Origin of the sequence: Xanthomonas sp. BRIP62415 (genome assembly GCF_003993515.1) — a bacterium.
Lineage (GTDB): Bacteria > Pseudomonadota > Gammaproteobacteria > Xanthomonadales > Xanthomonadaceae > Xanthomonas > Xanthomonas euroxanthea.
Map to the genome: position 1 here is coordinate 59,559 of NZ_QEZH01000018.1, position 15,129 is coordinate 74,687.

The following is a 15,129-nucleotide window of genomic DNA, read 5'->3' on the forward strand; positions in this document are numbered from 1 at the left end:
ATGCCGTGCCTGCGAGAGAGCCTGCGCCTTGGTGCGAGCAGTCTCGGCATGTGGCCGACTGTGCGCCTGTTCGATGGATCGTTTGTCTCCGCTGCACGTCGCAACATGCGCTGGGTACACTGCCGGCATGAGCCAGCTCCCGTTACCGCCGCAGTCCGAGCGCCGTGCGCTGGCGATCGCCCATGCCGTGTACGACGCCTTCGAGGACTACCACGCCCGGTTTGCCGAGATCACCGCACGCGCCAAACAGCGCTTTGAAACGCGCGACTGGAGCGGCGCACGTGATGACGCGGTGGCGCGGATCGCGCTGTACGACCAGTACATCAGCGAATGCATGCTGCGCTTGCGTGCGGTGCTGCTGGGGCAGGCGCACGATCGCGCGCTGTGGATGCGCGCACGCGTGCATTACGCCGCGCTGCTGCGCGGGCTGATCGATCAGGAGTTGTACAAGACCTTCTACAACACCCTGACCCGGCGTTACTTCGGCACCCACGGCGTGGATGCCGATATCGAATTCATCGCGCTGGATATCGAGCCGACCGATGCGATCACCGTGCCGGTGGCGCGGCATACCTACGCGGTCTCGCCCGGCCGGCTGACCGACATGCTGGTGCGCGTGCTTGGCGATTATTCCTTCGACGTGCCGTATGCGCATCGCACCCGCTGCGCGGCGGCGATCGCAGTGCGCCTGCTCGACGATCTCGCGCACTGGGGCGAGCACCCGGTGCGCAGCGTGGAATTGCTGGAGACGGTGTTCTATCGCGAGCGCCGCGCCTACCTGGTGGGCCGGGTGTTCGGCGAACATCGCTTCTCGCCCTGCGTCATTGCCCTGGTCAACGACGACGCCGGCCTGCGCGCCGAAGCGGTGCTGACCCGACGCAGCGATGTCGCGCAACTGTTCAGCAACTCGCGCAGTTACTTCCAGGCCGATCTGTCCACCGTCGGCGATGCGGTGGTGTTCTTGCGCAGCCTGCTCACCCACAAGCCGGTCGACGAGCTGTACACGATGCTCGGGCGCGCCAAGCAGGGCAAGACCGAACGCTATCGCACTTTTTTCAGCCATTTCCAGGCACATCCGTCCGAGCAGCTGGTGCATGCCGATGGCACGCCCGGCATGGTCATGGTGGTGTTTACGCTGCCCAGCTATCCGCTGGTGTTCAAGCTGATTCGCGACCGCTTCGCCTATCCCAAGACCATGAGCCGCGCGCAGGTCGAAGGCAAATACGAGCTGGTGTTCCAGCTCGATCGCATCGGTCGCTTGCTGGACGCGCAGCCGTATCGCTTCCTGCGGTTTCCCAAATCGCGTTTCTCGCCAGCGTTGCTGGAAGAGCTGCAGACCAGCTGTGCGACGAGTCTGAGCGAAGATGGCCAGGACGTGCTGATCGCGCTGTGCTACGTGCAGCGCCGCCTGCGTCCGCTCAATCTCTACCTGCGCGAACAGCTGCCCGAAGCCGCGCATGCGGCCGCGCTGGACTACGGCCAGGCGATCAAGGACATGGCGCGCAACAATATCTTTCCCGGCGACATGCTGCTGAAGAACTTCGGCATCACCCGCCATCAGCGTGCGGTGTTCTACGACTACGACGAGCTGTGCCTGATCACCGAATGCACCTTCCGCGACTGGCCGACCGCCACCACCTATGAAGAACAGATGGCTGCCGAGCCCTGGTTCCATGTCGGCCCGCGCGATGTGTTCCCCGAGCGCTTCGCGCTATTCATGGGCTTGCCACCCTCGCAGCTGGAAGCGGTCAAGCACCTGCACCCGGAACTGTTCGACCCGCAATGGTGGCGCGACCTGCAAACCCGGCTGCGCGAGGACGACTACCCCGACACCCCGCCCTACGCAGACTCGCGTCGGCTGGCGTAGCTGCCGAATGCCGATGTGCGTGGCGCGGCGATAACGAGGTGCTCGTCGGACACACAACTCCGCACCCACAAAAAAGCCCCGCAATGCGGGGCTTTTTCTTGTCGAGAATACCGAGCGACTCAGCGCTTCATCGAACTGAAGAACTCGTCGTTGGACTTGGTGGTCTTCATCTTGTCCAGCAGGAATTCCATCGCCGCGATTTCGTCCATCGGGTGCAGCAGCTTGCGCAGGATCCAGATCTTCTGCAGCAGCTCCGGCTCGATCAGCAGATCTTCGCGACGCGTGCCCGAACGGTTGATGTCGATCGCCGGGTACACGCGCTTTTCGGTGATGCGACGGTTCAGATGCACTTCGCTGTTGCCGGTGCCCTTGAACTCTTCGTAGATCACCTCGTCCATCTTGCTGCCGGTTTCCACCAGCGCCGTGGCGATGATGGTCAGCGAGCCGCCTTCTTCCACGTTACGGGCCGCACCGAAGAAGCGCTTCGGACGGTGCAGCGCGTTGGCGTCCACACCACCGGTGAGCACCTTGCCGGAGCTGGGCACCACGTTGTTGTAGGCGCGTGCCAGGCGGGTGATCGAGTCGAGCAGGATCACCACATCCTTCTTGTGCTCGACCAGGCGCTTGGCGCGCTCGATCACCATCTCGGCGACCTGCACGTGACGCGCGGCCGGTTCGTCGAAGGTGGAGGAGATGACCTCGCCGCGCACGGTGCGCTGCATTTCGGTCACTTCTTCCGGGCGCTCGTCGATCAGCAGCACGATCATGTGCACTTCGGGATGATTGCTGGTGATGGCCGTGGCCACCTGCTGCATCATCATCGTCTTGCCGGCCTTGGGCGGGGAGACGATCAGCGCGCGCTGGCCCTTGCCCTGCGGCGCCATCAGATCCAGGATGCGGCCGGTGATGTCCTCGGTGGACCCATCGCCACGCTCCAGCCGGAAGCGCCGACGTGGAAACAGCGGGGTCAGGTTCTCGAACAGCACCTTGTTCTTGCTGGCTTCCAGCGGCTCGCCATTGATGGTGTCGACGATCGACAGCGCGAAATAGCGTTCGCCGTCCTTCGGGAAGCGGATACGGCCGGACAGGTGATCGCCGGTCCGCAGGTTGAAGCGGCGGATCTGGCTGGGCGAGATATAGGTGTCGTCCGGGCCGGCCAGGTAGCTGGCTTCTGCGGCACGCAGGAAGCCGAAGCCGTCGGGCAGGATTTCCAGCACGCCATCGGCGGCAACGCCTTCGCCGTGGCGGGTCAGCACCTTCAGCAGGGCGAAGATCACGTCCTGCTTGCGCGCGCGCGCCACGCCTTCCTGGATGTTGAGCTGGTCGGCGATATCCAGCAGCTTCTGCGCCGGCATCCGCTTGAGATCGCTCAGCGAGTAGACCGGGAAGCCTTCCGGCACGGCCGGGTGTGGGCGCGCGACGAACGGCTCGTTGCTGCCATCCGACGACGGCATGCCACCACCACCTTCGTTGCCGAAGCGGTCGCGTCCACGGTCGCGGCGGTTGCGGAAGCGGTCACGGCGGTTGCCCTGCTGGTTCTGCCCCTGGCCCTGGCCTTGCTGATTCTGGCCGCCATTCTGGGCCTGGTCCTGACCCTGACCCTGACCCTGACCCTGACCTTGCGCCTGGGGCTGAGCCTGGTTCTGGCCCTGGCCCCGGTGCTGCGCCTGATTCTGGTTCTGCTGCTGCTGCGCCTGATTGAAGCGCTGCTGCTGTGTCTGGCCACCCTCGCGGGAGTCGCCATGGGTGTCGTTGCCCTGGTTGCCCTGGTTGGGGCTGGGGGCGTTACCGGCATAGGACGCGCCATCGCCGGACGTCTGCGCCGGTGCCGAATCGGCAGCGTGCGACGGGGCCTGCGGGGCACGTGGGGTCTCGGGTGCGGGGCTGGCGGGCAAGGGCAGGTTGGGCTGCTGCGCGCCACCGTCGTCGGTGGCAGCGGCGGTCTTGCTCACGCGCGGCTTGCGCACGCGCTTCTCGACAGGAGCGTCGACGCTGCTCCCGGTATCGGAGGAAGGATGATCGGACAAGTGCGTGATTCCTCGCTAAGAGTGCGAGCGCCCGGCTGGGGGGCGAACTTTAGGTGATGGGAGTCTAGAAGAGGTTTCTAGAGGGGTACGTCGGCGCACGAACGTGCTCCGGATCAACTGACACTATCACCGCTGCGCGCAACCGCGCAAGCGCCTGCCTCAGCAGGATTTAACTGCTGGCGCATCACGGGGCGCCCATCGCTGGACGCCCACTCGCTCAGGCGGCCGCGCCGCCCAGGGTCTTGTCGATCATCTGGGTCAGCTGGCCCTTGCCAACCGCACCGATCTGGGTGGCCTGCACCTGCCCGTCCTTGAACAGCAACAGCATCGGGATCGAGCGCACGTGGTACTTGATGGCCAGGGCGCGGTTCTGGTCCACATTGACCTTGGCAACCTTCAGTCTGCCCTGGTATGTATCGGCCAGATCGTCCAGCACCGGGGCGATCATCTTGCAGGGTCCGCACCACTCGGCCCAGAAATCCACCAGTACCGGTTCGCCGGATTGCAGTACAGCTGTATCGAAGTCGGCATCGCCGACATGTTGAACCTTGTCGCTCACGTTGGGTCTCCTGGAAACCAAAACGGCCCGCCCGAACGGGCAGGCCGCTACATTGCGTTAAACTGGGGCATTGCGCGACTGAATCAAGTGTCAGTCCTGAAGCCGCGCTGTCCGCCACAACAGCCGCAGTTTGCGACGCTGTCGGCATCGATGCAAGCCGCGCCCGGGCTGCCCAGGGCGCCTCACGAAGACGGAATAATGAGCGACAAACCGCTGACCGATTTGACTTTTTCCACGTTCGACCTGCATCCGGCGCTGATCACCGGGCTGGAGAGCGCCGGGTTCACCCGCTGTACCCCGATCCAGGCGCTGACCCTGCCGGTCGCGCTGCCGGGCGGCGATGTCGCCGGCCAGGCCCAGACCGGCACCGGCAAGACCCTGGCATTCCTGGTGGCAGTGATGAACCGCCTGCTGATCCGCCCGGCGCTGGCCGACCGCAAGCCGGAAGACCCGCGCGCGCTGATCCTGGCGCCCACCCGCGAGCTGGCGATCCAGATCCACAAGGATGCGGTCAAGTTCGGTGCCGACCTGGGCCTGCGCTTTGCACTGGTCTACGGCGGAGTGGACTACGACAAGCAGCGCGAGCTGCTGCAGCAGGGCGTGGACGTGATCATCGCCACCCCGGGCCGGCTGATCGACTACGTCAAGCAGCACAAGGTGGTCTCGCTGCACGCCTGCGAGATCTGCGTGCTGGACGAAGCCGACCGCATGTTCGACCTGGGCTTCATCAAGGACATCCGCTTCCTGCTGCGGCGCATGCCCGAGCGCGGCACCCGGCAGACCCTGCTGTTCTCGGCCACGCTCAGCCATCGCGTGCTCGAGCTCGCCTACGAGCACATGAACGAGCCGGAAAAGCTGGTGGTCGAAACCGAGACCATCACCGCCGCACGGGTGCGCCAGCGCATCTATTTCCCGTCCGACGAAGAAAAGCAGACCTTGCTGCTGGGCTTGCTGTCGCGTAGCGAAGGCGCGCGCACCATGGTGTTCGTCAATACCAAGGCGTTCGTCGAGCGCGTGGCGCGCACGCTGGAGCGGCATGGCTACCGGGTCGGCGTGCTGTCCGGCGATGTGCCGCAGAAGAAGCGCGAGTCGCTGCTCAACCGCTTCCAGAAGGGCCAGCTCGAAATCCTGGTCGCCACCGATGTGGCCGCGCGCGGCCTGCACATCGACGGCGTCAAGTACGTCTACAACTACGACCTGCCGTTCGATGCGGAAGATTACGTGCACCGCATCGGCCGCACCGCGCGGCTGGGCGAAGAAGGCGATGCAATCAGCTTCGCCTGCGAGCGCTATGCGATGAGCCTGCCGGACATCGAGGCCTATATCGAGCAGAAGATCCCGGTCGAGCCGGTGACCGCCGAGCTGCTGACGCCGCTGCCGCGCACCCCGCGCGCGCCGGTGGAAGGCGAGGAGGCCGATGACGACGCTGGCGACAGCGTGGGTACGATCTTCCGCGAGGCGCGCGAGCAGCGGGCCGCCGAAGAGCAGCGTCGCGGCGGTGGTCGCAGCGGCCCGGGCGGTGCATCGCGCAGCGGCAGTGGCGGCGGTCGTCGCGATGGCGGCAGTGCCGATGGCAAGCCGCGTCCGCGTCGCAAGCCGCGGGTGGAGGGCGAAGCCCCGGCAGTGGCCGCGCCGGGCGAAACACCGGTGGTTGCCGCCGCGTCGGTCGAGGCACCGTCCACCATCGTGGCCGATGCCGAGCGCGCACCGCGCAAGCGTCGTCGTCGCCGCAACGGCCGCCCGGTCGAAGGGGCCGAGCCGGCAGTGGCCTCCACGCCGGTCGCCGCACCTGCCGCACCGCGCAAGCCCACCCAGGTGGTCGCCAAGCCGGTGCGCAGCGCGGCCAAGCCGTCCGGCAGCCCGTCGCTGCTGAGCCGTATCGGTCGTCGCCTGCGTTCGCTGGTCTCGGGCAGCTGATCGCACGCATTGCCAATCGCATCGCCGGGCTCCGGCGATGCGACGCAAGCGCTGGCGCTCCGGCATAATCGCTGGATGACCGTTCTGCGTTTCGACAACGTCAGCAAGCACTACGCCGGTGGCCACCAGGCGCTGACCGATGTCAGCTTCGAAGTGGCCGATGGCGAGATGCTGTTCGTGACCGGCCACTCCGGCGCTGGCAAAAGTACCCTGCTCAAATTGATCCATCTCAGCGAGCGGCCCAGCCAGGGCACGGTGCTGCTGGGCGAGCGCAACCTGCTCAAGGTGCGCGGCCGGCAGATTCCGCTGCATCGTCGTCAGGTGGGTGCGGTCTACCAGGACCATCGCCTGCTCAACGACCGCAGCATCGCCGAGAACGTGGCCTTGCCGTTGATCCTGCGCGGCACCCGCCGTGCCGAGATCGGCAAGCGCGTGCGTTCGGCGTTGGAGCGGATCGGGCTGGCCCATCGCGAGAAGGCGCTGCCGTCGCAGTTGTCGGCCGGCGAGCAGCAACGCGTGGGCATTGCCCGCGCCATCGTCGGCGAGCCGCGCCTGCTGGTGGCCGATGAGCCCACCGGCAATCTCGACCCGGCACTGGCTGCCGAAATCATGCAGTTGTTCGCCGAGCTGCCGGCACGCGGTACCAGCGTGCTGGTGGTCAGTCACGACCTGGCCCTGCTCAAGCAGATGCGCAAGCGCGTGCTGATCCTGGACCACGGCCGGCTGGTCGACGACATCTCGCCGCAGGATCTGGCCGAATGAGCAAGCCCGCCAATACCGAAGCCGTCGCCCCCTCGCGGTTCGGCGTATGGATCGACCACCATCTGCACAGCATCGCCTTCAGCCTGGGGCGGGCCATGCGCAAGCCCTGGGCCACCTTGCTGACCATCGTGGTGATGGCGCTGGCGCTGGCCTTGCCGCTGGGGTTGTCGATCGCGCTGGACAACGTCAAGTTGCTGGCAGGCAGCGTGCAGCAGTCGCGCGAGATCAATCTGTTCCTGAAGGTCGAGATCGGTGCCGAGGCCGCGCAGGCGCTGGCCGGTGAACTGCGTGGCCGCCCGGACGTTGCCCAGGTCACGTTGCGCACGCCGGCGCAGGGGCTGGCCGAGCTGCGCGAGAGCGCCAAGCTCGACGAGGCGATCGACGCACTCGGCGACAACCCGCTGCCCACGCTGTTGATCGTCACGCCCACCGAGACGGCCGACGATGCGCAACTGGCCGGCGCGCTGCAGGCCTTGCCGCAGGCCGATCAGGTGCAGCACGACGCGCTGTGGCGCAAGCGCCTGGATGGCTGGCTGCATTTCGGCGAGCGGCTGGTGCAGGTGCTGTCGGCACTGCTGGGGATCGGCGCGGTGCTGGTGGTCGGCAATACGGTGCGTCTGGATATCCAGTCGCGGCGCGAGGAAATCGGCGTGCTGCAGTTGCTGGGCGCCAGCGATGGCTTCATCCGGCGCCCGTTCCTGTATCTGGGTGCCTGGTACGGGCTCGGTGCCGGCGCCGTGGCGCTGGCACTGATCGCCGCCTCCGGGCTGGCGCTGCGCGCGCCGTTGGCGAGCCTGGCCGACAGTTACGGCAGCTCCTTTACCCTGCACGGGCTGGATCTGCTGCATTCTGCGATGGTGCTGGTCGGCACCCTGGTCCTGGGCTGGCTGGGCGCCTGGCTGGTGACCGGCCACTTCCTTCGCCAGACCCGTCCCACCGAGACCTGAGGCCTGCCATGCATCCACCAGATCTCAAGCATCTGATCAGCGACGCGCCGCGCGTGATGGTGGTCGATGGCTCCAAGCTGGTGCGCAAGCTGATCGCCGATGTGCTGCAGCGGGATCTGCCCAACGTGCAGGTGATCGGCTGCTCCAGCATCGCCGAAGCGCGCCAGGCGCTGGAAGCCGGTGCGGTGGATCTGGTCACCACTTCGCTGTCGCTGCCCGACGGTGACGGCCTGACGCTGGCGCGCAGCGTGCGCGAGGCGGCCGGCCAGGCCTATGTGCCGGTGATCGTGGTCTCCGGCGACGCGCAGCAGCATCTGGTGGAGCGTCGCTTCACCGAGTACGTCACCGACTACTTCGACAAGGCGCTGGGCCACGAAGCCCTGGCGACCTTCATCCGCGGCTATGTGCAGCCCGAGCCGGTGGTCGGCGCGACCGTGCTGTACATCGAGGACAGCCGTGTGGTGGCCGAGGCGACCAAGCGCATGCTCGAGCGGCAGAGCCTGAAGGTCATCCACGTACTCACCGCCGAGGACGCCTTTGCGCTGCTGACCGCCGAATCGCTGGGCCGCACCGAACGCCGCATCGACGTGGTGCTGACCGACGTCACCCTGAAGGGCGAGCTCAACGGCCGTGACGTGGTCGAGCGCATCCGCATCGATTTCGCCTACGGCAAGCGCCGCCTGCCGGTGCTGGTGATGACCGGCGACACCAATCCGCGCAACCAGTCCGAACTGCTGCGCGCCGGCGCCAACGATCTGGTGCAAAAACCCATCGAAGAACGTCTGCTGGTGACCAAGGTGCTGTTCCAGCTGCGCCTGGCACGGCTCGAGGACCAGGCCGTCACGCTATGACCGAAGTGGCTGAAGTGGAAGCGCGTATCCAGCTGGAACCGTCATGGAAGGCGCGGGTGGGCGATTGGCTGCTGCGCCCGGAGATGCAGGCGCTGTCTGCATTCCTGCGCCAGCGCAAGGCGGCCGGGGCGCGGGTGTTCCCGCCGGGTCCGCAGATCTTTGCCGCCTTCGACGCCACCCCGTTCGAGCAGGTCAAGGTGGTGATCCTGGGCCAGGACCCGTATCACGGCGAAGGCCAGGCGCATGGGCTGTGTTTTTCGGTGCTGCCCGGCGTGCCGGTGCCGCCGTCGCTGCTCAACATCTACAAGGAGATCCAGGACGACCTGGGGATTGCGCGGCCGGACCATGGCTATCTGATGCCGTGGGCGCGCCAGGGCGTGCTGCTGCTCAATGCGGTGCTGACGGTGGAGCAGGGCCGGGCCGGCGCGCACCAGAACAAGGGCTGGGAAGGCTTTACCGACCATGTCGTGGAAACCCTCAACCGCGAGCGCGAAGGCCTGGTGTTCCTGCTCTGGGGCAGCTATGCGCAGTCCAAGGGCAAGGTCATCGACCAGGCGCGCCATCGCGTGTTCAAGGCCCCGCATCCGTCGCCGTTGTCGGCGCATCGCGGCTTTCTGGGCTGCCAGCACTTTTCCAAGACCAACGAACACCTGCAGCGCCGCGGGCTGGGCCAGATCGACTGGTCGCTGCCGCCGCGCAACACGCTGGACACCACTTCGGCCAGCGGCTGAACGGCGCTGGCGCCGTTGCATTTCGCGACGTGGTTGTCACGGTCTGCGCAGGGCGGCGGTGGTAGCGTAGGGGCCAGAATTCGGAAACTGCGCCGTAGAACGACGGTGATGCCAAAAGCCCGAACGTCCTATAAATGGAACGCTGGGAACTCTTCCTGTACCCGGCAGTCCAATAGTTCGACTGCTAAGATGGTGCCCTATGAACCAGATTACCTCGACTGCCCTTGTGGCAAACAATCTCCCGATTCCCAGTGCGCTCGGTTCGCTGGACGCCTACATCGGTGCCGTGCACCAGATCCCGGTGCTGTCGGTCGATGAGGAACAGAATCTTGCCCGTCGCTTCCGTGACGAGCTGGATCTGGATGCCGCGCGCGAACTGGTCCATTCCCACCTGCGCTTCGTGGTGCACGTCGCTCGCGGCTACAACGGCTACGGCCTGCCGCTGGGCGACCTGATCCAGGAAGGCAATATCGGCCTGATGAAGGCGGTCAAGCGCTTCGACCCGGAAATGGGCGTGCGCCTGGTCAGCTTCGCAGTGCACTGGATCCGTGCCGAAATGCACGAGTTCATCCTGAAGAACTGGCGCATCGTCAAGGTCGCCACGACCAAGGCGCAGCGCAAGCTGTTCTTCAACCTGCGCAAGTCCAAGACCCGCCTGGGCTGGCTCAATGCCTCGGAAGTGACGGCCGTTGCCAAGGACCTGAACGTCTCCGAACGCGAAGTGATGGAGATGGAGTCGCGTCTGTCCGGTCGCGATATCGGCTTCGATGCCTCGTCCGACGAAGACGACGATCACGGCCCGCCGTCGCCGGTGAGCTACCTGGTGGCCAACGACGAAGATCCGTCGCAGGCCTATGAGCGTCACGACAGCGAAGACAATCAGCTGCAGTTGCTGCGCGAAGGCATGGCCGGTCTGGACACGCGCTCGCGCGACATCGTCAAGCGTCGCTGGCTGGATTCCGACTCCAAGGTGACGCTGCAGGAGCTGGCCGACGAGTATGGCGTGTCGGCCGAGCGTATCCGCCAGATCGAGGCGAATGCGCTGAAGAAGATGAAGGCACTGTTCGTGGCCTGATCCTTCGATCATGCCCCAGGTGTTGCACAAACGGCCCGGTCTTCCGGGCCGTTTGCATGTGTAGTGCTGGCGATACGTCGCGTGCGAAGACGCTGGGCTATCCACTGCTGATCGACCACGCACTGCGGCCGCCCGCGCTATTCCGGCAGGCGCGCCACCGGCAGGTGCCAGCCGTAGCGGATGGCCATGAAACGCAGCCCGAAACAGACCAGCGCGCCGGTCGCCAGCGACCAGGCCTGCGGCACCTCAAGCACGTGCCCGATTGCGACCAGGCCGCCACCGGCCAGCGCGGCGACGGCGTACAGCTCGGCCTGCAGCACCACCGGGGTCCGCGCCACCAGCAGGTCGCGGGCGATGCCGCCGCCGATGCCGCTGAGCATGCCGAGCAAGGTCGCGCTGAGCGGGCTGAGCTGGTAGTCGAGCGCCTTGCTGGTGCCGTAGACCGCAAACAGCGCCAGCCCGGCCGCGTCGAACAGCTGCACCGGGTTGCGCAGCCGTTCCACCGCCGCATGCCAGTAGAACCCGGCCACGCCGGCCAGGCAGGCGACCAGCAGATACTGCGGATGCACCAGCGCCGCTGGCGGGGTGGCGCCGATCAGCACATCGCGCACGATGCCGCCGGACACCGCCGCCGCGCACGACAGCACCAGCACGCCGAACAGATCCAGGCGATTGCGCACCGCCACGGTGGCGCCGCTGAGGGCGAACACGAAGGTACCGAGCAGATCCAGCAGGAACAGGAGAGTGGCCACGATCAGACCGTCGCATCAGGCCGCACAGCATCGCGTACGGCCCGTGGCGCTGTCATCCGTCCTTGCTGCTGGGCGGCGGGTCGTCGGTGGCGCCGCCGAAGATGATGCGCGCGGCACGCTGGTAGCTCCAGTACGCCATCGCCCAGTTCACCAGCACCACGAAGCGGTTGCGGAAGCCGATCAGGAAGTACACATGCGCGGCCAGCCAGAACCACCAGGCCACGATGCCGGAGAGCTTGAGCTTGCCGACATGCACGATGGCGGCCATGCGGCCGATCGTGGCCAGGTTGCCGTAGTCCTGATAGCGGAAGGCCGGTGCAGGCTGGCCGCGATGGCGGGCGCGGATCGCCTTGGCGATGTGCTTGCCCATCTGCTTTGCCGCCGGTGCCACGCCCGGCACCGGACGGCCGTCCTGCTGGACCGCGGCCAGATCGCCGCCGACAAAGATCTCCGGGTGGCCGGGCACGCTCAGGTCCGGCTGCACCAGCACGCGGCCGGCGCGGTCCAGCGGCACGCCGAGCGTGCGCGCCAGCGGCGATGCGGCCACGCCGGCGGCCCACACCACCGTGCGGGCAGGCACGAAGGTGTCGCCCAACTGGTAGCCCAGCGCATCGATATGGGTGACCGGCGTGCCGGTGTGCACTTCCACCCCCAGGCGCTCGAGCTGCTTGCGCGCCTTGGCGGTGAGATCGTCCGGGAACGAGGGCAGCACGCGTGGGCCGGCTTCGACCAGGCGCACGCGCGCCTGTTGCGGGTCGATATGGCGGAACTCGTTCTTGAGCGTGTGGCGGGCGATTTCGGCCAGCGTGCCGGCCAGCTCGACGCCGGTCGGGCCGCCGCCGACCACGGCAAAACTCAGCCAGGCCGCACGTGCGGCCGGGTCGGATTCGGCTTCGGCACGCTCGAAGGCGAGCAGCAACTTGCGCCGCAACACCAGCGCGTCGTACAGCGTCTTCAGGCCGGGCGCGTGCTCGGCCCATTGATCGTTGCCGAAGTAGGCATGGGTGGCGCCGGTAGCCAGCAGCAGCATGTCGTAGCCGAGCGCGTTGCCATCGGCGAGCACCACTTCGCGGCGGGCCGGTGCGATTTCGGCAACGTCGCCGAGCAGCACCTCGACGTTGCGCTGTTCGCGCAGGATGTGGCGCAGCGGCGCGGCAATATCCGGTGCCGACAGGCCGGCGGTGGCGACCTGATACAACAGCGGCTGGAACAAATGGTGGTTCTGGCGGTCGATCAGGGTGATGCGGATGCCAGGATCGTCGAGCGCGCGGGTGGCCCATAAGCCGGCAAAACCGCCACCGACCACCACCAGGTGCAGCGGAGCTTGGGAGGGGGAAGTAGTCATCGTCAGGTCTGATGGAATGCGACGCGGGCGCATCAGCATGCCGCATCGGCAATGAACATGACGCCTGAAGGCGTCCCGCCTGCGGCATCATGTCGCATCTCATCGACCTGGTGACCGCATGCCGGCATTGCCCCCACCGTTGCCACCACCACCTTCTTCGCCCGCGATGGCAGCGGCTGCCGCGCGGACGCCCGGAAAGCAGGTCAGTGGCGTCACGATCGGGCTGATCGGGCTGGGGGCCTGCGTGGTGCTGTTCGGCATGGTGGTGCTGGGCGCGCTGGGCTGGCTGATCGTCTTCGGCTGGTCGCTGTTCGCCGATCAGGCACGCGCCGCACTGCAGGACGATGCGGTGGTGCAGGAACAGATCGGCCGGATCCACACGATGCGGGTGGATCTGGTGCGCACCGGTCTGGCGCCGGGCGCCGACGATTTCGTGTTCACCGTGGAAGGCGATCGCGGCCGCGGCCGCGTGCATGCCACCTGGGTCAGCGGCGGGGCCGAGCGCGAGATCCTGAGCGATGGCGTGCTGACCATGCACGATGGCAGCCAATACACGCTGCCATCGGCCGATGCCGACGCCACCGGAACGGACGACGCAAGCGACACCGCCAGCGACACCGACTCTGCCGACACCTTCGAGGAATGACCATGATCGACAATCCCGACAAACGCATCGCCCTGCTGATCGATGCCGACAACGCGCCGGCCGGCAAGATCGACGTGGTGCTGGCCGAAGTGGCGCGCTATGGCGTGGCCAACGTGCGCCGCGCCTACGGCAACTGGAAGAGCCCGCACCTGAAGAACTGGGAAGCGGCGCTACACGAATATGCGATCCGGCCGATCCAGCAATTTGCCTACAGCTCGGGCAAGAACGCCTCGGACATGGCGATGGTGATCGATGCGATGGACCTGTTGTATGCGCGCAACCTGGATGGCTTTGCGATCGTCTCCAGCGATGCGGACTTCACTCCGCTGGTGATGCGGCTGCTCACCGATGGCATGAAGGTGTATGGCTTCGGCGAAAAGAAAACCCCGGCGCCGTTCGTCAATGCCTGTTCCAAGTTCACCTATGTCGAAGCGCTGGGCGAGCAGGCGGCAGCGGCCAGCGACACCGCCGCCGGCCGCAAGGACGCCACCGCGCTGCGCGGCGACACCCGGCTGGTGCAGATGCTGCGCAATGCGATCGACAGTGCCTGTGAAGACGATGGCTGGGCGCATCTGGGTGCGGTGGGCAAGCAGGTGGCCAACCAGGCCTCGTTCGACCCACGCAACTACGGCTATCGCAAGCTCAGCGACCTGGTGCGCGCGATCGGCCTGTTCGACATCAAGCAGGACGAGCAGGCCCTGTGGGTGCGCGATGCGCCCAAGGGCGGGCGGGCGAAAACAGCGCAGCCAGCGGCCGCTCTCGCCACGCAGGCGACTTCCACAAAGCGCCCGGCGCGCACCACGCCCAAGCCGGCAGCGGGGAAATGACCATGGCTGACGCTGCAACGCCATCGGCTGCAGGCAACGGCCCGATCACGCTATGGGGGCGGCGTAATTCCAGCAATGTGCGCAAGGTGCTGTGGTGCGCCGAAGAAGCCGGGCTGTCGTATACCTCGATCGAAGTCGGCGGTGCGTTTGGTCATAACGACACGCCCGCCTATCGCGCGTTGAATCCCAACGGCCTGGTGCCGACGCTGCAGGATGGCGAGTTGGTGCTGTGGGAGTCCAACGCGATCGTGCGTTACCTGGCCGCGCAATATGCGCCGGCCCTGTATCCGCAGGCGCCGGCCGAACGCGCGCTGGGCGATCGCTGGATGGACTGGACCACCTCGACGTTTGCCGGCGTGTTTCGCGACCTGTTCTGGGGCGTGCTGCGCACACCGGAGGCCGAGCGTGATCCTGCGCGCATCGCCGCGGCGCTGACGCGCTCGGGCGAACTGCTGGCACGCGCCGATGCGGCCCTGGCGCAGCAGCCGTATCTGTCCGGCGCGCAGTTTGCGATGGGCGATATTCCGCTCGGCAGCTTCATCTACGCCTGGTTCGAAATGCCGATCGAGCGCCCCGCGCTGCCGCATCTGCAGGCGTGGTATCAGCGCTTGCAGATGCGGCCTGCCTACCAGCGTGGTGTGATGACCGCGCTGACCTGAGTGTCGGGTCTGCGCGCAAGCCAGCGTGGTGCATGGCAGGCAGCACGCGTGCCGCCGACCTCATACGCTGCTGCAAGGCAGTCGGCCCCGTGCACCGCGCGTCCCGGCAGCTCACGTTGCCTGTAGGAGCGCACCTGGGCGCGACGGCATTGCCGGTAACGCCG

At 66.6% G+C, this 15,129-nt stretch carries 14 protein-coding genes; 10 read left to right on the top strand and 4 right to left on the bottom strand.

The genetic code is table 11. The annotated features are described in order from the left end of the window. The first annotated feature begins 127 nt into the window (after positions 1–127). The gene (gene aceK, locus EO141_RS06055) at positions 128–1,867 is read left to right on the top strand and encodes a bifunctional isocitrate dehydrogenase kinase/phosphatase (RefSeq protein ID WP_127168744.1); all 1,740 of its coding nucleotides are present in this window, start codon (positions 128–130) and stop codon (positions 1,865–1,867) included. A 119-nt stretch (positions 1,868–1,986) separates the two neighbouring features. Here aceK and rho read toward each other — a convergent pair whose 3' ends face one another. Together rho and trxA are read right to left on the bottom strand one after the other, a co-directional pair. Then, positions 1,987–3,894: a transcription termination factor Rho gene (gene rho, locus EO141_RS06060; RefSeq protein ID WP_164739089.1), complete on the bottom strand. Its 1,908-nt coding sequence runs from the start codon at positions 3,892–3,894 to the stop codon at positions 1,987–1,989. Positions 3,895–4,111: 217 nt separating this feature from the next. Further along, positions 4,112–4,453 carry a thioredoxin TrxA gene (gene trxA, locus EO141_RS06065; protein ID WP_005923050.1) on the bottom strand — a complete coding sequence of 114 codons (342 nt, stop codon included), beginning with the start codon at positions 4,451–4,453 and terminating at the stop codon, positions 4,112–4,114. A 198-nt stretch (positions 4,454–4,651) separates the two neighbouring features. On the opposite strand from trxA, the gene rhlB reads away from it, so the two are divergent. The 6 genes from rhlB to rpoH all read left to right on the top strand — a co-directional run bounded on the left by rhlB (position 4,652) and on the right by rpoH (position 10,736). Further along, positions 4,652–6,370 (top strand): ATP-dependent RNA helicase RhlB, encoded by a 1,719-nt coding sequence (gene rhlB, locus EO141_RS06070; protein WP_127168745.1) that lies wholly within the window; start codon positions 4,652–4,654, stop codon positions 6,368–6,370. A 75-nt stretch (positions 6,371–6,445) separates the two neighbouring features. Further along, entirely contained in the window at positions 6,446–7,132 is a 687-nt protein-coding gene (ftsE, locus tag EO141_RS06075; RefSeq protein ID WP_104584147.1) for a cell division ATP-binding protein FtsE, read from the top strand. Then, complete coding sequence (gene ftsX, locus EO141_RS06080) at positions 7,129–8,079, top strand: permease-like cell division protein FtsX (RefSeq protein ID WP_104584095.1); 951 nt, start codon at positions 7,129–7,131, stop codon at positions 8,077–8,079. Before ftsE ends, ftsX begins: the two co-directional genes overlap by 4 nt. 8 nt (positions 8,080–8,087) lie before the next feature. Then, the gene (locus EO141_RS06085) at positions 8,088–8,930 is read left to right on the top strand and encodes a response regulator (protein WP_164739090.1); all 843 of its coding nucleotides are present in this window, start codon (positions 8,088–8,090) and stop codon (positions 8,928–8,930) included. 5 nt (positions 8,931–8,935) lie between these two features. Next, complete coding sequence (ung, locus tag EO141_RS06090) at positions 8,936–9,661, top strand: uracil-DNA glycosylase (RefSeq protein WP_127168861.1); 726 nt, start codon at positions 8,936–8,938, stop codon at positions 9,659–9,661. Between the two features lie 199 nt (positions 9,662–9,860). Then, a complete protein-coding gene (gene rpoH, locus EO141_RS06095) occupies positions 9,861–10,736 on the top strand; it encodes an RNA polymerase sigma factor RpoH (RefSeq protein ID WP_024938885.1) in 876 nt (291 codons plus the stop codon). Positions 10,737–10,873: 137 nt separating this feature from the next. On the opposite strand, the gene EO141_RS06100 is transcribed toward rpoH, so the two are convergent. Together EO141_RS06100 and EO141_RS06105 are read right to left on the bottom strand one after the other, a co-directional pair. Beyond that, positions 10,874–11,488: a trimeric intracellular cation channel family protein gene (locus tag EO141_RS06100; RefSeq protein WP_104584094.1), complete on the bottom strand. Its 615-nt coding sequence runs from the start codon at positions 11,486–11,488 to the stop codon at positions 10,874–10,876. Between the two features lie 52 nt (positions 11,489–11,540). After that, on the bottom strand, positions 11,541–12,833 hold the full coding sequence (locus tag EO141_RS06105; RefSeq protein WP_115677795.1) for an NAD(P)/FAD-dependent oxidoreductase: 1,293 nt from the start codon (positions 12,831–12,833) through the stop codon (positions 11,541–11,543). Positions 12,834–12,951: 118 nt separating this feature from the next. On the opposite strand from EO141_RS06105, the gene EO141_RS06110 reads away from it, so the two are divergent. Genes EO141_RS06110 through EO141_RS06120 form a run of 3 tightly spaced genes read left to right on the top strand, consistent with a single transcriptional unit; the run spans position 12,952 to position 14,965 of the window. Beyond that, positions 12,952–13,479: a hypothetical protein gene (locus EO141_RS06110; protein ID WP_115677796.1), complete on the top strand. Its 528-nt coding sequence runs from the start codon at positions 12,952–12,954 to the stop codon at positions 13,477–13,479. Then, positions 13,476–14,306: an NYN domain-containing protein gene (locus EO141_RS06115; protein WP_164739091.1), complete on the top strand. Its 831-nt coding sequence runs from the start codon at positions 13,476–13,478 to the stop codon at positions 14,304–14,306. Before EO141_RS06110 ends, EO141_RS06115 begins: the two co-directional genes overlap by 4 nt. Further along, on the top strand, positions 14,303–14,965 hold the full coding sequence (locus EO141_RS06120; RefSeq protein WP_127168746.1) for a glutathione S-transferase: 663 nt from the start codon (positions 14,303–14,305) through the stop codon (positions 14,963–14,965). Before EO141_RS06115 ends, EO141_RS06120 begins: the two co-directional genes overlap by 4 nt. Positions 14,966–15,129 lie beyond the last annotated feature (164 nt).